General features: G+C 66.2%; 17 protein-coding genes. 10 read left to right on the plus strand and 7 right to left on the minus strand.

The window, feature by feature from the left end; all coding sequences use genetic code 11:
• Positions 1-12: 12 nt before the first annotated feature.
• The 6 genes from ACSYG9_RS20585 to ACSYG9_RS20610 all read right to left on the minus strand — a co-directional run bounded on the left by ACSYG9_RS20585 (position 13) and on the right by ACSYG9_RS20610 (position 4,238).
• A complete protein-coding gene (locus tag ACSYG9_RS20585) occupies positions 13-972 on the minus strand; it encodes a hypothetical protein (protein WP_440124245.1) in 960 nt (319 codons plus the stop codon).
• A complete protein-coding gene (locus ACSYG9_RS20590; RefSeq protein ID WP_454839755.1) occupies positions 962-2,059 on the minus strand; it encodes a hypothetical protein in 1,098 nt (365 codons plus the stop codon). The genes ACSYG9_RS20585 and ACSYG9_RS20590 overlap by 11 nt, the downstream gene beginning before the upstream one ends.
• Before the next feature lie 4 nt (positions 2,060-2,063).
• Entirely contained in the window at positions 2,064-2,354 is a 291-nt protein-coding gene (locus tag ACSYG9_RS20595) for a hypothetical protein (RefSeq protein WP_440124247.1), read from the minus strand.
• A complete protein-coding gene (locus ACSYG9_RS20600; RefSeq protein WP_440124248.1) occupies positions 2,351-2,671 on the minus strand; it encodes an SAV_915 family protein in 321 nt (106 codons plus the stop codon). The genes ACSYG9_RS20595 and ACSYG9_RS20600 overlap by 4 nt, the downstream gene beginning before the upstream one ends.
• Positions 2,672-3,021: 350 nt before the next feature.
• Entirely contained in the window at positions 3,022-3,813 is a 792-nt protein-coding gene (gene thiD, locus ACSYG9_RS20605) for a bifunctional hydroxymethylpyrimidine kinase/phosphomethylpyrimidine kinase (protein ID WP_440124249.1), read from the minus strand.
• A 125-nt stretch (positions 3,814-3,938) separates the two neighbouring features.
• On the minus strand, positions 3,939-4,238 hold the full coding sequence (locus ACSYG9_RS20610; RefSeq protein WP_440124250.1) for a hypothetical protein: 300 nt from the start codon (positions 4,236-4,238) through the stop codon (positions 3,939-3,941).
• Between the two features lie 137 nt (positions 4,239-4,375).
• Here ACSYG9_RS20610 and ACSYG9_RS20615 point away from each other — a divergent pair, with 137 nt between their 5' ends.
• The 10 genes from ACSYG9_RS20615 (at position 4,376) to proB (ending at position 18,687) form a co-directional block, all read left to right on the plus strand.
• On the plus strand, positions 4,376-6,367 hold the full coding sequence (locus tag ACSYG9_RS20615; protein WP_454839757.1) for an alpha/beta fold hydrolase: 1,992 nt from the start codon (positions 4,376-4,378) through the stop codon (positions 6,365-6,367).
• Positions 6,368-6,426: 59 nt separating this feature from the next.
• On the plus strand, positions 6,427-9,096 hold the full coding sequence (locus ACSYG9_RS20620) for a valine--tRNA ligase (protein ID WP_440124252.1): 2,670 nt from the start codon (positions 6,427-6,429) through the stop codon (positions 9,094-9,096).
• Positions 9,093-10,532 (plus strand): bifunctional tetrahydrofolate synthase/dihydrofolate synthase, encoded by a 1,440-nt coding sequence (folC, locus tag ACSYG9_RS20625; protein WP_440124253.1) that lies wholly within the window; start codon positions 9,093-9,095, stop codon positions 10,530-10,532. Before ACSYG9_RS20620 ends, folC begins: the two co-directional genes overlap by 4 nt.
• 125 nt (positions 10,533-10,657) lie before the next feature.
• On the plus strand, positions 10,658-10,987 hold the full coding sequence (locus tag ACSYG9_RS20630) for a DUF4233 domain-containing protein (protein WP_440127739.1): 330 nt from the start codon (positions 10,658-10,660) through the stop codon (positions 10,985-10,987).
• 17 nt (positions 10,988-11,004) lie between these two features.
• A complete protein-coding gene (gene ndk / locus ACSYG9_RS20635) occupies positions 11,005-11,424 on the plus strand; it encodes a nucleoside-diphosphate kinase (RefSeq protein ID WP_378489939.1) in 420 nt (139 codons plus the stop codon).
• Positions 11,425-11,811: 387 nt separating this feature from the next.
• Entirely contained in the window at positions 11,812-15,147 is a 3,336-nt protein-coding gene (locus ACSYG9_RS20640; RefSeq protein WP_440124254.1) for a translation initiation factor IF-2 N-terminal domain-containing protein, read from the plus strand.
• 224 nt (positions 15,148-15,371) lie between these two features.
• Positions 15,372-15,683 (plus strand): 50S ribosomal protein L21, encoded by a 312-nt coding sequence (rplU, locus tag ACSYG9_RS20645; RefSeq protein WP_169688608.1) that lies wholly within the window; start codon positions 15,372-15,374, stop codon positions 15,681-15,683.
• A gap of 36 nt (positions 15,684-15,719) precedes the next feature.
• Positions 15,720-15,983, plus strand: coding sequence for a 50S ribosomal protein L27 (gene rpmA / locus ACSYG9_RS20650; protein ID WP_169688609.1), 264 nt, complete (start codon positions 15,720-15,722; stop codon positions 15,981-15,983).
• A gap of 135 nt (positions 15,984-16,118) precedes the next feature.
• The gene (obgE, locus tag ACSYG9_RS20655; RefSeq protein WP_440124255.1) at positions 16,119-17,573 is read left to right on the plus strand and encodes a GTPase ObgE; all 1,455 of its coding nucleotides are present in this window, start codon (positions 16,119-16,121) and stop codon (positions 17,571-17,573) included.
• 13 nt (positions 17,574-17,586) lie between these two features.
• On the plus strand, positions 17,587-18,687 hold the full coding sequence (gene proB / locus ACSYG9_RS20660; protein ID WP_440124256.1) for a glutamate 5-kinase: 1,101 nt from the start codon (positions 17,587-17,589) through the stop codon (positions 18,685-18,687).
• A gap of 313 nt (positions 18,688-19,000) precedes the next feature.
• On the opposite strand, the gene ACSYG9_RS20665 is transcribed toward proB, so the two are convergent.
• Positions 19,001-19,819, minus strand: a complete 819-nt coding sequence (locus ACSYG9_RS20665; protein WP_454843012.1) for a Sir2 family NAD-dependent protein deacetylase — start codon at positions 19,817-19,819, stop codon at positions 19,001-19,003.
• Between the last annotated feature and the right edge of the window lie 8 nt (positions 19,820-19,827).

The following is a 19,827-nucleotide window of genomic DNA, read 5'->3' on the forward strand; positions in this document are numbered from 1 at the left end:
GGATGGGCGCCATCAATCTCCGCGGAGGCGGTGGGCATCGACGGCGAGGCTGGGGATGGGTACGGGCCGCGTCTGGGATCGCCACCATGTCTTGGGTGCGTGGGTGCGAAGGGTGTCGACGGTGCGGGCGATGGCCGTAGGGTCGCGCAGTTCCTCGCGGGCAGCGGGGTTTTCGGTGAAGTGGTTGAGGGCTGCATCGATGATTTCGGGAGCAATACGGTAGCGGCGACGATCAGCGCTGACGACGCTGACGGGCTTGCGTGGCCGTGACGGGTGAGCGTGGAAACTTTGGCGCTTGTCGATGCTCATCCACATGCGCGGGACGCGGGAGGAGATGACCACTCGGTGCTCGGGTTGGATGTGGACACTGGCGAACAGATTGTCGCTGTTGAACAAGTACGGACTGACGCTGTTCCAGGGTACCCATGCATCGTTGACGTAACCTCGTATCCGAATCCCGTCATGGCGAATGGCGATGTAGCCGGGGCGGATGCGACGCAGTGCCATCAGGGCAACGACTCCGACTTGCCAGCCAGAGACGATGACCATCATGAGTGTCCATCCAGAGGCAAGGGGGTGGGGTCCAGGGTCGAACGCTAGATTCACCACCAGGATCAGTACCGCGGTGGTCGCGACGAGCTGAAGAACAGACAGGGTGTAGATCAGCCGGGACTGGCGCAGCATGAGGGCGGGGACTCCCTGGTCGGTGCCGACGGTGATATCGGCGAGCCGGGTTCGGGGGCTGTACATGAGGAAGCCCGAGATCGGATGGATGACAGAGAAGGTCCCCAGAGCCACGCCCAAGAGGGCATCATCAGGAATGATTGGGTGTCGACCCGCGAGAGCGTTCTCGATGGTCGCTCCGATCAGGAGTCCGAGAGTCATGAGCGTCCAGTAACCGGTGATCAGGAAGACGTGGTAGATCAGTCGGGCTCCGTATACCCCGGATCGGGTGTGTTCGTCAGGATGCATTCGTGTGTCCTTCTCCTATCCCCACGAGTCCACCGACTGCGACACCGAGATCTCCGAGAGCGCTTGCCGCTTCGCGCAGCTCGCTCCGGCCTGCATCCCACAATCCGCCCCAAGACTGAGCAGATTCTTCGTAGAGGTAGTCGACCCCGCCTGAGGCGAATATTCCTGCCACTGTCCCGGCCAGCGCGCCGCCGAGGGTGCCGAGCCCAGGCAATGCTGACCCGATCAGTGCTCCGGCGACGATCGAGGCCCCGAGTCCGGCGGAATTGGAGACCACGGCCTGCTCGAGTGATTCTCCACCGCCGTAGTAGTCGATACCGACACCGGCGACGAGACTCAGCGTTCCCGTGCCGATTGCCAGCCTCCCCGGAACATCGGCCAGCTGCGTATGTTTCGCGGTGGTTGAGGCAAGGTCGTCGGCGGTGCCCTGAGCGGCTCCGTAGAGTCGGCGCACTTCGTCGTACGGCGTTCCGTCAGGCAGATCGACCACAAACTGCATCGACTGCCGAGATTGCCGCGTGAGGTCGTCGGTCCTTTCTGCGAGACCGTGCACCGCTTGCTTCAACTCTGCGGTCAGATAATCGAGCCCAGTACTGGTCGTGAACGATGCGGCCCACGCGTCACTGGCCCATCGGTTGGCCACTGCGGCTACCTCGCGCGCCCAGCGCGCGTGCACGTCCTGGGCTGCGGCCGCGGCGTCGTTGTAAGCGAGCAGGACGGTCTCGTCCGATTGGGGAGCCGGATCGGCAATGGTGTTGCACACCACGGACAAACCGGCTGCTGCGGCGCGGTCGCAGATTTCGGCCATCTCGGCCGGCACCGACGTGAGTGCGGCAGCGATCTGATCGAAGTGGCCTGCAACGTCGAGGACTCCGGCCTGGAATACATCGATGGAGTGGACGAGAGCGGTGGCCTCGCGCAGGAACTCCTCGGACGCATCACCGTCCCATGCGTCGTTGGCGATTCGGCGGGCGGCCACCGCGTCGTCTCCCGTGGTCTCGATGGCTTGTGCCAAGCGGTGGCGGAGCCAGTCGCCGATGCGGGAGATATCGGCGGGGTCGCCGTCGATGAACGTGTCGATCGGCATTGGTTCAGTCGTCGCTGTTGGACCAGGTGGTCACGAGATACGTAGCAACGTCGTCGTCGGTTCGGCGGTAAGCCGCGGCACATCCGCCGAGAATTGCCGCGCTCGAGCCGAGCGTCTGAACGAGCCCCGCAAGGTCTGACGCAGCGTGGGCGAGCATTCCGGTGAGCGGGGCTGTCGCAGCACCCGCGCGCACCGAATCGGGGAGACGCCGGCTGATGTCGGCTGCTGTATGCGCGGACGCTTCGTATCGTGCTGCGGCACGGTCGAGTTCGTCGGGGTCAGCGCGCAGGGTCATAGCGCCTCCTGGTGGGAAAGCGTGCCGCGGTGGTCGTGCGCGCTCCGGCGTTCGTGTACCGGGATCTCGATGTCGAGTAGAAGCACGTCCCATCGGTACGACTGGCGTAGTCGCGGCAGCAGATGTGCGGGAACGACGAGCCATGGCTGCGCGTCGCCGCAGCAGGTCAACAGGCGATCGAGCGCCGTGTAGGCGAGCAGTGCGGTTCGGCCGTCACTGAGATTCCTCAGATCGACGACCGCATCAGCGGGATCGGAAACTGCTTGTGCACAAGGCAGATACAGATATGGCGGCACTATCGGTAGTGCGTCGGTCACGACGATCCCCCCATGATCGTGTCGGCAGATGCTCGACCCCCCAGGCCGAACACGTCGGAGCTGACAATACCAAGGGGGGATGCGCTGCCCTGAGGGAAGCTCGGTCAGGAGGTGTGGGTGAGAGACTCAGTCGCTTCCGGCGACGGGGCGGATCATGCCGTCGTCACAGTCTCGCTGGGCGAACTTCGTCTTGGAGGCCCGCAGCCTGCGTTGACGGTCGGTGAGAGAGGGGTCGTCCATGCCGAAGAATCCCGTGCCGAATCGTCGAGTTCCCAGAACAGGCGCAGAGCCAAACCGCGATCACAGCACTGTTCTTCGGGTGACCGGCGCCAATCACCCTCGTTCCCGGGCTACGCGCCCTGCCAGACCGTGTCGAACGGGGTGTGCGCCGAGACGCGGCCCTTGATGCCGTTCGTCACGAAATCCTTTGCCGCCTTGACGGCCTCGGCAACGTCGGTGCCCTTCGCGAGCTCCGCGGTGATGGCCGCCGCAAGCGTGCACCCGGCGCCGGAGACGCGTTCGTTACCGACCTTCGGGGCGGTGAGGAGTGTGACGTTCTCGCCGTCGAACAACACGTCGACAGCTTCGTCGCCGGGCAACTCCACGCCACCCTTCGCCACCACGTACTTCGGTCCGAGATCGTGGATGCGGCGAGCCGCCTCGGTCAGATCCTCGATGGACTCGATGGCGTCCATACCCGACAGCGTCCACGCCTCGAACAGGTTCGGGGTGATCACCGTCGCGTGCGGCAGGATCTGCTCGCGGAGCGCGTTGTCGGTGTCGAGCGCGGCGCCGGCTTCCTGGCCCTTGCAGATCAGAACGGGATCGAGCACCACGTGCCGCCAGTTCTGCTTGCCGAGCCCCTGGGCGACGACGTCGATCGTCGCCGGCGTGCCGAGCATGCCGATCTTCACGACATGCAGATCGTGTGCCGACGTAGCAGCCTCGATCTGATCGGCGATGACCTCGGCGGGCACCGGGAAGAAACGGTGTCCCCAGTTGTTCTTCGGATCGAACGAGACGATGCACGTTGCCGTACCCACACCGTAGACACCGAGCTGCTGGAACGTCTTGAGGTCGACCTGCAGGCCTGCGCCGCCGGTCGCTTCCGACCCGGCGATGACATATGCGAGATCGACCACTGTGCGTTCTCCGTTCGATATCGGGGAGACGAACCTGAACGGTTTCGTCGAACGACCAGGTTACAACCAACGGCCGGACGCCCGCCCAGCACGTCACTCCGAGAGCGCGAAGCCCGTACAAGGTGTCATCGGCTGACCAGTTGCGACGCCACCGCGGTGCCCGCGGCGACGACGCTGACCGCCGGCCAGGCACCGATCTGCTTGGCCAGGGGATGGGAGGCTCCGAATGCGCCGACGTAGGTCGCGACCAGTGCGGTGGTGCGGGCGGCACCGCTCGTGCGCGCCCAATGCGTCCCGCACACTGCGCCGACGACACCGAGCACGGCGCCACCGAGCGGACGGTTGCCGGTCCGGCGTGCAACGGCGTAGCCGCCGACGAGCCCGCCTGCGGCGAGGGCCGAGACAGCCGTCTTGTTCAGTGCCATGGGAAGTCTCCTTCTGGTTGCTTGTCCAGTTTCCTCCTCACGCTAGCGTGACTGCGGATCTGTCAACGGTCAGGATCGTCGCCACGAGGCGCGTAGCTTCCTGACGGAGTTCTCGGGCGCGCTCTAAGGTTCTGGGCATGACGGCCTTCGACGACCTCGACGATTACCTTGCGCTCCCTCGTGCCACGAGGCTCGTGATGTCGCCCGATGGCACCCGACTGGTTCTCGCTCAATCGACCCCGGACGAGGCATCGACCGCGTTCGTCGGTGCGCTGTGGGAGATCGACCCGGTGGACGCCACTCCGGCACGTCGGCTGACGCACGGAGTGAAGGGGGAGTCGAATCCGGCGTTCACCGCGGGCGGCGACCTCTTGTTCACTGCGGTTCGTGGCGGAGACGATGATCCGGCCTCGCTGTGGCGTCTCCCCGCGTCCGGTGGAGAGGCCGAGAAAATGGCCGCCCGCAAGGGCGGTGTTGCAGGAGTGCATTCCGCCACCCATGCAGACCGGATTGTGCTCATTGCGAATGTACTGGGGCACAGCGATACCGATGACGAACGCGTCCGTGCCGCACGCAAGGACCTCGAGGTCTCGGCTGTGATGCACACCGGGTATCCGATCCGGTACTGGGACCACGATCTGGGGCCGGACCGTCCGCATCTGCTCGCCGTCGACGCTGCCGGCGAACTCACCGACCTGACTCCGGGTGTGCGGAGTTCGCTGCGCAACGCGCACCTCGACGTCGCTGCGGACGGCTCGTTCGCTGCGTCGACCTGGATCGTGGCCGGCGCCCTCGCCTCGCGACGTACGACGCTCGTGCGGATCGACCTGGCTACCGGATTGCGTACGCCGCTGGTCGACGACGAAACCGGCGACGCGACCCACCCAAGGCTGTCTCCTGACGGCAACATGCTGGCGTACCTGCATGAGTCGTTGAGCGATTCGGACACTCCGCCTCGTATCTCGCTGCGCGTTCTCGACATTGCGTCGGGGACTACCACCGTCGAAGCGCGCGACTGGGACCGTCGACCCACCTCGATCGCATGGCTGCCGGGCGGGGCCGGTCTCGTGGTCACCGCCGACGACCGCGGCCGCGCCCCGATCTTCGTCCTCCGGCCCGGAGCGGACCGACCCGCGCAGCTCACAGGCGATGACGCCGCGTACACCGATGTATCCGTCGCACCCGACGGCACCGTGCTGTACGCACTCCGGTCGTCGTATCAGGCACCGCCGCACCCTGTCCGTGTGGCGCTGACCGGGTCCGACGCCGGAACGGTGACATCGCTGCGGGCACCCGGACAGCTGCCGGAGCTTCCGGGATATATCACCGATGTCACCGCGACTGCCGAGGACGGGACTCTCGTGCGGGGCTGGCTTGCGCTCCCGGACACCGCGACGGCAAATGCGCCGGCGCCACTGGTGCTGTGGATTCACGGTGGGCCGCTGAGCAGCTGGAACACCTGGTCGTGGCGATGGAACCCGTGGCTGCTCGTCGCGCGCGGATATGCGGTGCTCCTGCCGGACCCGGCGCTGTCGACGGGCTACGGCGACGACTTCATCAGGCGCGGGTGGGGCCGATGGGGCAAGGAGCCGTACACCGATCTGATGGCCATCACCGACGCTGTCGAATCGCGGCCCGAGATCGACTCGGAGCGAACGGCCGCCATGGGTGGTTCCTTCGGCGGGTACCTGGCCAACTGGGTCGCCGGGCACACCGATCGGTTCCGCGCGATCGTCACCCACGCGAGTCTGTGGGCGCTCGACCAGTTCGTCCCGACCACCGACGTTGCCTGGTACTGGCAGCGTGAGATGACACCCGAGATGGCTGTCGAGAACTCGCCACACCTGTACGTCGCCGACATCGTCACCCCGATGCTCGTCATCCACGGCGACAGGGACTACCGCGTCCCGATCGGCGAAGCGCTGCGCCTCTGGTACGAACTGCTCAACGAATCCGGTCTGCCCGCTGAGGACGACGGCTCCACAGCCCACCGCTTCCTCTCCTTCCCGAGCGAGAACCACTGGGTGCTCAGCCCACAGCACGCCAAGATCTGGTACCAGGCGGTCGAGTCGTTCTTGTCCGAACATGTCCTCGGCACTCCGATCGAGCTACCGGAGATCCTCGGGTGAGGTCGGTACGACTCCGGGCCGTGTCCTGGTGATTTGGGTCATCCGCTTACGATTGTCGGGTGACCAGTGCGCCAGAGAACTCGCCGAATCCCGCAGACGCCCTCCCCAAGAGCTGGGATCCCAGCGCAGTCGAGGACGCCCTGTATCAGGGCTGGGTTGATGCCGGGTACTTCACGGCCGACCCGACGAGCGACAAGCCCGGCTACTCGATCGTGCTGCCGCCCCCGAACGTCACCGGCAGCCTGCACATGGGCCATGCGCTCGACCACACCCTGATGGATGCCCTCACGCGGCGCAAGCGCATGCAGGGCTTCGAGGTGCTGTGGCTGCCCGGGATGGATCACGCGGGCATCGCGACGCAGACCGTCGTCGAGAAGCAGCTCGCCGCGGACGGCAAGACGAAGGAAGACTTCGGTCGCGAGGCGTTCATCGACAGAGTGTGGGACTGGAAGCGCGAGTCCGGCGGCACCATCCAGGGGCAGATGCGACGCATCGGCGACGGTGTCGACTGGTCGCGCGACCGTTTCACCATGGACGACGGCCTGTCCCGTGCCGTGCAGACGATCTTCAAGCGGATGTACGACGACGGCCTCATCTACCGCGCCGAACGACTCGTGAACTGGTCGCCCGTGCTGCAGACGGCGATCTCCGACATCGAGGTCAAGTTCGAAGAGGTCGAGGGCGAGCTCGTCTCCCTGCGCTACGGCTCGCTGAACGACGATGAACCTCACGTCATCGTTGCGACCACTCGTGTCGAGACGATGCTCGGCGACACCGCGGTGGCGGTTCACCCCGACGACGAGCGCTACAAGCACCTCCTCGGTACGACCCTCGAACATCCGATCACCGGACGGCAGATCCCGGTCGTTGCGGACGAATACGTCGACCCCGAGTTCGGTACCGGTGCCGTGAAGATCACTCCGGCACACGACCCCAACGACTTCGAAATGGGACTGCGGCACAACCTGCCCATGCCCACGATCATGGACAAGACAGGCAAGATCGCCGACTCGGGAACCCGATTCGACGGTATGGACCGCTTCGAGGCCCGCGTAGAGATCCGCGAGGAGCTTGCCGAGCAGGGCCGCGTTGTCGCAGAGAAACGTCCTTACCTGCACAGCGTCGGGCATTCGGAACGCTCAGGCGAGACCATCGAGCCGCGCCTGTCGATGCAGTGGTGGGTCAAGGTCGAAGCACTGGCCAAGGCCGCAGGCGACGCCGTGCGCGGCGGCGACATGGTGATCCACCCCCGAAGCCAGGAGCCGCGCTGGTTCGACTGGATCGACAACATGCACGACTGGTGCATCTCACGTCAGCTGTGGTGGGGTCACCGCATCCCGATCTGGTACGGCCCGGATGGGGAGGTTGCCTGCTTCGGCCCCGACGAGACTGCCCCCGAAGGCTGGGAGCAGGACCCGGACGTGCTCGACACGTGGTTCTCCTCCGGCCTGTGGCCGTTCTCCACGATGGGCTGGCCGGCCAAGACACCCGAGCTGGACAAGTTCTATCCCACCAGCGTTCTCGTCACCGGGTACGACATCCTGTTCTTCTGGGTCGCTCGCATGATGATGTTCGGCACCTATGTGTCCGGTGACGAAGCACTCGACGGGGGCGAGGGAGGCAAGGTTCCGTTCAAGGACCTGTTCCTGCACGGCCTCGTCCGCGACCAGTTCGGCAAGAAGATGTCGAAGTCGCGCGGCAACGGCATCGACCCCCTCGACTGGGTCGACCGTTTCGGCGCCGACGCTCTGCGCTTCACTCTCGCCCGCGGCGCAAATCCCGGTAGCGATCTCGCCGTCGGTGAGGATCACGCCCAGTCGTCGAGGAACTTCGCGAACAAGCTTTTCAACGCCACCAAGTTCGCCCTCATGAACGGGGCTGTTATCGGGGAGCTTCCCGCCCGCGACACACTCACCGATGCCGACCGGTGGATTCTCGACCGGCTCGAGCAGGTGCGCGCCGACGTCGATGCCGCCTTCGACCGCTACGAGTTCTCCAAGGCATGCGAGACGCTCTATCACTTCGCGTGGGACGAGGTGTGCGACTGGTACCTCGAGCTCTCCAAGGTTCAGCTGGCCGAAGGCAGCGTCCACGCCGACGGCACCAAGGTCGTTCTCGGAACCGTCCTCGATGCGCTGCTTCGGCTGCTGCATCCGGTGATCCCGTTCGTCACCGAAACCCTGTGGAAGGTGCTCACGGGTGGGGACTCAGTCGTGATCGCCGACTGGCCCGCTGCCTCCGGTGTCCCGGCAGACGCGGACTCGTCCCGCCGAATCGAGGATCTGCAGAAGCTCGTCACCGAGATCCGTCGTTTCCGCAGTGATCAGGGTCTCAAGCCGTCGCAGAAGGTCGCTGCCCGTCTCGCGAATATCGACGCCGCGCAACTCGACGCCCAGGTTCCTGCTGTGCAGTCGCTCGCGCGTCTGACGCCGCCCGAGGAGGGCTTCAGCGCATCCGCATCCATCGAGGTGCGCCTGAGTCGCGCGACGGTCACCGTCGAACTGGACACCTCGGGGACGATCGACATCGGTGCGGAGATCGCGCGACTGCGCAAGGACCTCGCGGCAGCGGAGAAGGAACTCGCCGGTACCACAGCGAAGCTGGGCAACGAGGCGTTTCTGTCCAAGGCGCCTGCCCCCGTGGTGGAGAAGATCACGGGACGAAAGCAGATCGCCGAGGAAGAGATCGCCCGCATCACCGCGAGGCTGAAGGAGCTGGGACAGGCGTGAGTGCCGACAATCCGGCGTCCGCAGATCGGCCGGGAGCACCGTCCCCGGTTGATCTTGCGGAGCTGACCCTGGTCGAGGCCGAACTCGACCGGCGCTGGCCCGAGACGAAGATCGAGCCGTCCCTGACGCGGATCTCGGCGTTGATGGACATTCTCGGTTCGCCGCAGCTCAACTATCCGTCGATCCATGTGGCGGGGACGAACGGCAAGACGTCGGTGACGCGGATGATCGATGCCCTCTTGACCCGGATGCAGCATCGGACCGGCCGCACCACGAGCCCGCACCTGCAGATCGCTACCGAACGGATCAGCGTCGACGGTGCGCCCATTTCGCCGCGCACCTACGTCGACACCTTCCGCGACATCGAGCCGTACGTGCAGATGGTCGACGAACAGTCGGAGGCCGCGGGCGGTCCGAAGATGAGCAAGTTCGAAGTCACGACGGCGATGGCATTCGCGGCGTTCGCCGACGCTCCTGTCGACGTCGCGATCGTCGAGGTGGGTCTAGGGGGACGCTGGGATGCGACCAACGTCGTCACCGGTCAAGTAGCCGTGATAACCCCGATCGGTATCGACCACACCGGGTATCTCGGAGAGACACTCACCGAGATCGCAGGGGAGAAAGCCGGCATCATCAAGAAGGCTCCCGAGGACGGGCTCGTCCCCCGCGACACCGTCGCGATCATCGCGCAGCAGGAACCCGAAGCGATGGACGTGTTGCTGCGGCAGGCCGTCGAGGCCGACGCCGCGGTTGCCCGGCAGGGCTCGGAGTTCTCGGTAGTGCGCCGCGCTGTGGCGATCGGTGGCCAGCAGATCGATTTGCAGGGACTCGGCGGGCTGTACACCGATATTTTCCTGCCGCTCCACGGCGAGCATCAGGCGTTCAATGCGTCGCTCGCTCTCGCTGCCGTCGAGGCGTTCTTCGGTGCCGGTCCCGACAAGCAGCTCGACGTCGATACCGTGCGTGAAGCCTTCGCGTCGGTCGTCAACCCGGGCCGGCTCGAGCGGGTGAGAAACGCTCCGACGGTCTTTCTCGACGCCGCGCACAACCCACACGGTGCCAGAGCTCTTGCCGCGGCCCTCTCCGACGAGTTCGATTTCCGCAAGCTCGTCGGCGTCGTCAGCGTGATGGCCGACAAGGACGTCGCGGGACTCATCGAGGCACTCGAGCCGGTGTTCGACGAGATCGTCGTGACGCACAACGGTTCGCCGCGCGCGATGGAAGTCGATGACCTCGCGAACGTCGCAGTCGCGCGTTTCGGTGATGAACGCGTGGTCACCGCAGTCAACCTGCCCGACGCGATCGAGACCGCCATCGCGATCGCAGAGGAAGTCGGCGAGCCGGGCGAAGCGGTGTCGGGCGCCGGTGTCGTCGTAACCGGTTCGGTCGTGACCGCTGGAGCTGCGCGCACACTCTTCGGAAAGGACCCTGCGTGAGTAACGACAATGCCCCGCACAACGAGAATTCGGGTTCCAGCAAGGACACCGCAGGGGAGGGGAACGCTGCGAACGCGGAGTTCCTCCCGCCGACGACCGATCCGTGGAAGGGATTCCGCGGTGTGATGGCAGGCACACTCGTGCTCGAAGCGATCGTCGTACTGCTGGTGCTCCCGGTGATCGCGACGCTCGGTGGCGGGCTGACGGCCGTGTCGACCGGATACGTCGTGGGACTCGCAGTGTTGATGTTCCTGGGCGCGGGTGTCCAGGGACGGTCGTGGGCAATCCCATTCAACATCGTGTTGCAGGTCCTGACAGTCTTCGGTTTCTTCATCGACCTTGCGTTCGGCGCGATCGGTGTCCTGTTCTGTGTCGTGTGGGCATACATCCTCTACCTGCGTAAAGACATCAAGGACCGCGAGCGGCGGGGTCTGCTTCCCGGCCAGCGCGGTTGAACCACTACGCTGTCTTCGTGACTGAGCGGACCCTGGTACTCATCAAGCCCGACGGCGTTGCCCGCCGTCATGTCGGAGAGATCCTGTCGCGCATCGAGCGCAAGGGACTGAACATCGTGGCTCTCGAGCTGCGCACTGCCCCCGCGGACATCGCGGCGGCCCACTACGCGGAGCACGAGGGAAAGCCCTTCTACCCCGGTCTGCTCGACTTCATCACCGGTGGTCCCCTGGTTGCTGCAGTGCTGGAAGGACCGCGTGCGATCGCCGCGTTCCGGCAGCTCGCCGGTGGCACCGATCCTGTCGAGAAGGCGGTCCCTGGCTCGATCCGCGGCGACCTCGGGCTGGAGGCAGGCGAGAACCTGGTGCACGGCTCCGACTCTGTGGAGTCGGCCGAGCGCGAGATCGCGCTGTGGTTCCCCGCACTCGCGTCTGCGTAGATCCGGCCCTTCTGAATGTGCCCGGCGGCGCCCTTCGGGGCGCCGTTGGCGTATCTGTACATGTCTGTGTGGGATACTGAGGGAGGTTGTACCGCACGAGCCCGCGCGGCACGACCGAAGACATCACGGATGGATGCCCGACATCGCTGTGGCCGAGGAACGCAGGAGATACCTCGCTCGGCCGCACGCTGGATGCACCGGCGCTCGATCCGCGATCTAATCAGGCATCGCTCGGCCGTGCAGTGAAAACGGGCACAGGACGACCGAGTGATGCGCGACCGGAAGAACTCGCGCTTGCTGCGCGAGTACACAAGCAGCGCCCCCGTGTGGCCGCTCACATCGCCATTCCGCGGTGATGGACGCGCCCGGGGGTCTTAGGAGACTTACGTGGCCGATCAAGAGCCGCAGGAGAACAACTCGACCGAGGCGAATGCCCTGAACTTGCCCGCGAAGATCCGCGTGCATGCTCTCGCCAAGCTCCTCGGGTTGACCAGCAAGCAGGTGATGGCGAAGGCCGCCGAGCTCGGTACCGAACTGCGCAGCGCCCACTCGACCCTTCCCCGCGAGGCTGCGGAGGAATTGCACAGCGCGTTGAGCGGTCCGGCCGAACAGGTCCCTCCGACGCAGGCGCCGAGCGAGGTCTCGGTGCCCGCTGAGGTACCGGTGCCCGCCGAAGTGTCGGAGGCTGTCGAAACGCCGGTGCAGGCCGAAGCGACGGAGATCGCCGAAGCACCGGTAGCCGACGAGTCGACCACCGGCCACACCCTCGAGCTCGACGACACGAAGGATGCGGCAGCAACCCAGCCCGTTGCCGCGCCTTCCGTGGGTGGCCCGACCGGATTGTTCACCTCCCTCGAGCAGGACACACCGCTGTTCGAGATGCCCGAACCCGTGCCCGCCGGCTCGACCGAGCAGGTCGCAGCCCCGCTGTTCCTTCAGCCCGAGGTTCCCTCGACGGAGGAGGGCGAGAATCGTCCGCGTCGCCGTCGGGCGCGTCGTGGCACTGCGGCGGCGGTTGCCGACGAGGCGACCGCGTCCACCGAAACCACCGCCGAAGCTGCACCGGAGACCGAGGCGACTGCCGAGTCGACGGAGTCCGTTCCGGCCGAGGGACACGACGAGCAGGACGACCATCCGCGTCGCCGCCGCCGTGGTCGACGTGGACGTGGGCGTGGACGTGGTGACAGTGCCGAGCACGAGCAGCAGGACGGCTCCTCGGAGCAGTCCGAGCGCGAGCATTCCGAACAGGCGAAGTCCGGCGACTCCGAGAGCGACAGCAGCGAGGAGAAGGCTGCGCCGGCTGTGGAGCCCGCTGCGGATGAGACCGCTGTAGCCGGTGCGGAGGACAGCAGGCCGGAGGAGTCCGAGGACGACTCGGGAGACGACGACTCGGGAGACGAGGCCCAGGGAGACGGCACCTCGCGCCGGCGCCGTCGTCGGCGACGCAGGCGCGGCACCGGTGACGGAGCCGAAACCGCCTCGGAAGACGATCCGCCCAACACCGTCGTCCACGAGCGCGAACCGCGCACCAAGGCGAGGGCTGCGAAGGACGAAGTCCAGGGAATCAGCGGGTCGACCCGCCTCGAAGCCAAGCGTCAGCGTCGTCGCGACGGTCGCGAGGCCGGGCGGAGGCGCCCCCCGATCCTCACCGAGTCGGAGTTCCTCGCCCGCCGCGAGTCGGTCGAGCGCGTCATGGTCGTCCGCGAGAAGGTCGACGGACCCCACATCGGCATGACCCAGGTTGCAGTGCTCGAAGATGGCATCCTCGTCGAGCACTTCGTGACCAGCGCAGGATCGGCGTCGATGGTCGGCAACATCTACATCGGCCGGGTCCAGAACGTGCTTCCCTCGATGGAAGCGGCGTTCATCGACATCGGTCGCGGCCGCAACGGTGTGCTCTACGCCGGCGAGGTCAACTGGGAAGCGGCCGGGCTCGGTGGTCAGTCCCGCAAGATCGAGCAGGCTCTCAAGCCGGGCGACCAGGTGGTCGTGCAGGTGAGCAAGGACCCGGTCGGTCACAAGGGTGCGCGTCTGACCACTCAGATCAGTCTCGCCGGACGATTCCTCGTGTACGTGCCGGGAGGATCGTCGACAGGTATCAGCCGCAAGCTGCCCGACACCGAACGTAAGCGTCTCAAGGACATCCTCCGTGAGATCGTCCCGGCCGATGCAGGCGTGATCATCCGCACCGCGGCCGAAGGCGTCAGTGAGGACGAACTCGCACGCGACGTTGCTCGTCTGCAGTCGCAGTGGGAAGCGGTCCGCGAACAGGCCGACAAGGTGCAGTCCGACGGGTCGGGCCAGCCGAAGGCTCTGTACGAGGAGCCGGACCTGCTCGTGAAGGTCGTCCGAGATCTGTTCAACGAGGACTTCTCCAAGCTGGTCATCGAAGGTGAGAAGTCCTGGAACACCGTCGAGAGCTACATCCGTACCGTGGCGTCCGACCTGCTGCCGCGTGTGGAGCGTTACCGGTCGGAGTCGACGGTGGATGTCTTCGGTGCGCATCGGATCGATGAGCAGCTCGCGAAAGCACTGGACCGCAAGGTATGGTTGCCGTCCGGTGGCACCCTCGTCATCGACCGCACCGAAGCGATGACCGTGGTCGATGTGAACACCGGCAAGTTCACCGGCGCGGGCGGCAATCTCGAAGAGACCGTAACCCGCAACAATCTCGAAGCTGCCGAAGAGATCGTGCGGCAGATGCGCCTGCGCGACATCGGCGGCATGATCGTGGTCGACTTCATCGACATGGTGCTCGAGTCGAACCGCGACCTGGTTTTGCGTCGCCTCACCGAGGCACTCGGCCGCGACCGCACCCGGCATCAGGTGTCCGAGGTGACGTCGCTCGGTCTCGTGCAGATGACGCGGAAGCGTCTCGGAACCGGACTCGTGGAGGCATTTTCCACGACCTGTGACCACTGCCAGGGACGTGGCATCATCGTGCATTCGGAGCCGGTCGAGGCGAAGCCCGCCGAGGAGCCCGGACGGTCGTCGCAGGGCGGAGGGTCGCGACGCAAGCGTGGACGAGACAAGAGCAGCCAGCAGCAGGACGTCGTCGCTGAACCCGCCGCCGCGTCCCCGGCGCACGTCCCCGACCCGGAGGAGGCCGCGAAACGCGCGGCCCATCCGGTGGCGCTGGCGATGGCTGCCCACCAAGCGCACGACAAGCCTGCCGACGATGCCGCACCGGCTGCTGCGTCGACACCGCAGGTCGACACAGCTGCCGGCGAGGTGCTCGCAGATGCTGTGGTCGCAGAGAACCGGGACGCCGAGACGGTTGAGACGAAGGAGGACGCCTCCGAGGTTCACGGCGAGGCCGTGTCCGATCTCACAGAGGAGCGAGAGGTCCCTGCGAAGCCGGTGGAGCCGGAACGTGGCGAGCAGTCCGAGCCTGTGACGACCGAGCCTGTGACGACCGAGCCTGAGACGACAGAGCAGGAGGAGGTTGCGGAGCCCGGGATCGGGCAGTCCGCGTCGACTCCGCGCCGTCGGCGTGCCCGCAGGGTTTCGCGACCGGCAGCGGCACCGGTCGAAGATCGTGCAGGTGAACCCCGGGTGTTCGTGATGTCGGTGCCTACGTCTGAAACCACAGCGGAGCCCGCGGAGCCCGAGCACGTCGCGCCGACGAATGACGGAGCGGCCGACGTGGAGATCGTTCGTCGTCCCCGTCGTCGTCGTGCGGCGGGGCGTCCTGCGGGACCGCCGGTCGACGCCCAGGTGTGAGGTGCTGAGGCCGGGTCGGCCCGCGTCGACCCGGCCTCGGCCACACCTGGTTTGACCCTGGTAGTCACCTTCCCGTAATCTTGCACAGTCGCTACTCGGCGATACAGCCCAGCTGCGCCTGGATGCAGGAAGTCGGCGGGACCCGAGTCAGCAGCCACACCAGACCAGTCGTGTCGCAACACTGTGACGCGAGCACGTTCGAAGAAGCAAGGGGTAGCCGTCCGATGGCAACGTACGCGATCGTCAAGACCGGCGGTAAGCAGTACAAGGTCGCTGAGGGCGATCTCGTCAAGGTCGAGAAGATCGAGGGTGAGCCCGGCACGGCTGTCTCGCTTGCTCCGGTCCTCGTCGTCGACGGGTCCGCGCTGACCACCGACGCAGACGCTCTGGCCAAGGTTTCGGTCTCTGCCGAGATCGTCGAGCACACCAAGGGCCCGAAGATCCGCATCCACAAGTTCAAGAACAAGACCGGGTACCACAAGCGCCAGGGCCACCGTCAGAAGCTGACGGTTGTCAAGGTCACCGGTATCAAGTAACTCGAACTTCGGCTTCACAACCCAGGAGGGTTCGTCATGGCACACAAGAAGGGCGCATCCAGCTCCCGTAACGGTCGCGATTCGAACGCACAGCGACTCGGCGTGAAGCGTTTCGGCGGCCAGTCCGTCAACGCCGGCGAGATCATCGTGCGTCAGCGTGGCACCCACTTCCACCCGGGCGTGAACGTGGGACGTGGCGGCGACGACACGCTGTTCGCTCTCGCGGCGGGTGCTGTCGAGTTCGGCAGCAAGCGTGGTCGCAAGACCGTCAACATCGTCCCGGCCACGGCAGACGCCTGAGTCAGCCGTCCGATAAGGACACCGCGAGAGCATTCTCGCGACATACTCCCAATAGGGGCGGGCCAGGGTCGCACACCCTGACCCGCCCCTATTGTTCGTTTCATCGGTAGTTTTCGTTCGGAGAGAGGTCCACCCATGTCCCGTTTCATCGACCGGGTTGTGCTGCACGTCAGCGCCGGCAAGGGTGGCAACGGCTGCGCCTCTGTCCACCGCGAGAAGTTCAAGCCACTCGGTGGCCCCGACGGTGGCAACGGAGGCAATGGCGGCGACGTCATCCTCGAGGTCGACGAGGGTGTGCACACGCTGCTCGACTTCCATTTCCACCAGCACGCGAAGGCGACGAACGGCGCACAGGGCGCCGGTGGCAACCGCGAGGGAGCGAACGGAAGCCATCTCGTGCTGAAGGTGCCTGACGGCACGGTGGTCCTCGACAAACACGGCCATGTGCTCGTCGACATGATCGGCGCAGGCACCCGGTACGTGGCGGCGCAGGGCGGTCGTGGTGGTCTCGGCAACGCCGCACTCGCGTCCCGTGCCCGCAAGGCACCGGGCTTCGCGCTCCTCGGCGAGGACGGGCAGGAACTCGACCTCGTCCTCGAATTGAAGTCCGTCGCCGATGTCGGTCTCGTCGGATTCCCATCGGCAGGAAAGTCCTCGCTCGTGTCGGTGCTGTCTGCCGCGAAGCCGAAGATTGCCGATTATCCGTTCACCACTTTGGTTCCGAACCTCGGCGTCGTGCAGTCGGGGGATACCACCTTCACCGTCGCCGACGTGCCCGGCCTCATCCCCGGTGCCAGCGAGGGTCGCGGCCTCGGACTCGACTTCTTGCGTCACCTCGAGCGCTGCGCGGTTCTCGCGCACGTCGTGGACTGCGCAACCCTGGAACCGGGTCGTGACCCGATCTCCGATGTCGACGCCCTCGAAGCGGAGCTTGCCGCATACCAGCCGGCGCTGTCGGGCGACAGCAGTCTCGGCGAGCTCTCCGAGCGCCCCCGCATCGTCATTCTCAACAAGGCCGACGTTCCCGATGCCGCCGAACTCGCCGAGTTCGTCACGCCCGAGTTCGAAGCCCGCGGATGGCCAGTCTTCACAATCTCCGCCGTAAGTCGGGAAGGCCTGCGTCCCTTAACATTCGCGTTGGCGAAGATGGTCGAAGAGTATCGCGAGGCTCACCCGCCCGCGGCTCCGGCGCGCCCCATCATCCGTCCTGTCGCTCGCGACGAGACCGGGTTCAGCGTGGTGGCAGACCCGAACGAGCCCGGCGGCTTCATCGTGCGCGGCACCAGGCCCGAACGCTGGATCCGTCAGACCGCCTTCGACAACGACGAAGCCGTCGGCTACCTCGCCGACCGCCTTGCGCGCCTCGGCGTCGAGGACGAGCTGGTCAAGCAGGGCGCTGAACCGGGCTGCTCCGTCACGATCGGTGACGTCAGCTTCGAATGGGAACCGCAGACTCACGCGGGTGTCGACGTGGTACCCACGGGCCGCGGCACCGACTCGCGCCTGGACCAGACCGATCGGGTGGGTGCCGCCGAACGCCGTCACGCCAAGAAGGTCCGCCGCGGTCTCGCCACCGACGACGACTTCTGAACCGAGGAGAACAGTGAGCGACACCCGCGGGGTCATCGCTTCCGCACGCAGCATCGTCGTCAAGATCGGATCGTCGGCCATCACGAGTCTGACCGGAGGTCTGGACCGCGAACGCCTCGATCGACTCGTCGACGCCATCGAAGGACGTATGCGGTCCGGTTCGAACGTCACCGTCGTGTCCTCGGGCGCGGTCGGTGCCGGGCTGGCACCGCTCGGACTGACCGCGCGACCACGCGACCTCGCGACCAAGCAGGCTGCCGCGAGCGTGGGGCAACTCGCACTGGCGCACGCGTGGGGAATGTCCTTCGCCCGGTACGACCGCACAGTCGGGCAGGTGCTCCTCACCGCCGACGACATCGCCCGTCGCACCCAGCACCGCAACGCGCAGCGCACCCTCGACCGACTTCGTTCACTCGGTGCGGTGCCCGTCGTCAACGAGAACGACACTGTCGCGACGGTCGAGCTACGCTTCGGCGACAACGACCGTCTCGCCGCTCTCGTATCGCACCTGACCAGCGCGGACGCACTCGTCCTCCTCTCGGACGTCGACGGGCTGTACGACGGCGATCCACGTAAGGGGGGAGCGACCTTGATTCGCGAGGTCACGAGCCCGGAAGATCTCGACGGCGTGGTGGCCGGCTCGGGCGGTGCACTCGGAACCGGGGGTATGGCGACCAAACTCTCCGCGGCGCGGCTCGCGGCGGACTCCGGGGTGCCGGTGCTGCTGGCTGCCGCATCGGATGCCGCTCGGGCATTGGGCGCTGCCGATGTGGGCACCGCGTTCGCTGCGCGTCCCGAGCGAATGTCGGCCCGCCACTTCTGGGTTCGGCATGCGGCCGACACCGTAGGCACCCTGCACCTCGATGCGGGGGCAGTCCGCGCTGTCGTCGAACGTCGTAGGTCGCTGCTCGCGGCCGGTGTCACCGGGATGAGTGGCAGCTTCCACGCCGGCGACGTGGTTGCGCTCGTGGGCCCGGACGACCGCACCGTTGCGCGGGGTGTCGTGGCCTACGAGCCGAGTGAACTCGACTTCATGATCGGGTTCTCCACGCGGCAGTTGCCTCAGGATCTGCAGCGACCGGTTGTGCACGCCGACGATCTGGTGCGGATCTAGGTCGAGGGGTTCCCGGCGCGCCCGCGAAAAGGTACGGCCGCTCGATGCAGTTCGGCGCTCACTGCGGCAAAGACCGGTCGGCGCTTGCTGCCCGAGCGGTATGCGATGCGGGTCCATCTCCCGGCAGGGAGGGCTGTGAGCGACACTCCCGGTGGGACACCGATCGCGCCGATCGCGAAACGCTCCGGCTGACGCAGATCTAGCGACACTTTCCCCAAGTCGTGCGGCTTTCCGTTGCCTCACGACCCACGGCGACCCGGGCAACGCGAGGAAAGTTAGTGTGGGATTTGGGCTCGCGCGCAATGTCGCAATGTCATGATCCGGAGAGCGCGCCAAGCACCTCAGAGGTGCCCGCCTCGACCTTGACCGTTGCGTGGGCGTCTCCACGGGTCGGTCCCCGGTTCACGATCGCCACCGGAATATCGCGGTCGACGGCGCGCCGGACGAAACGCAGCCCCGACTGCACCGTGAGCGAGCTCCCCGCGACGAGAAGCACATCGGCCTGATCGACCAACGCGTAAGCGGCATCGACGCGGGGCCGAGGCACGATCTCACCGAAGTACACGATGTCGGGTTTGAGCATGCCGCCGCACCTGTCGCAGTCGACGACGGTGAAATCACCGGTGTCTACGACGACGGCGTCGGCGTCGGGCGCAACCTCGAGCCCGGTGACAGCGTGTGCGCGTTCCGTGAATCCGGGGTTCGCTGCGGACAACCGTTCGTGCAGCGTGAATCGTGAGATGGGGTTGGTGCACGCGAGACACCGGACCTGAGCGTACGAGCCATGCAGGTCTATCACCCGGCGACTGCCGGCCTTGGTGTGCAGCAGATCGACGTTCTGGGTGATGACACCGAGGACCGCTCCACTTCGCTCCAGCGCGGCGACCGCGCGGTGACCGGCGTTCGGTCGTGCTCCATCCATGTGGCGCCACCCGACGTGGTTACGGGCCCAGTATCGCTGGCGGAACACCGGGTCGCCGACGAACTGCTGGAACGTCATGGGGTTGCGCGGCGGCGAATCGGGCCCCCGGTAGTCGGGAATCCCGGAATCCGTCGACATCCCCGCACCGGTGAGGACGGCAATGCGTTGCCCGTCCACGAGTGAACGCAATGTCTCGGACGGGTTCGTCACCGTCGACT

It is taken from the genome of Rhodococcus sp. SJ-2 (assembly GCF_053750035.1).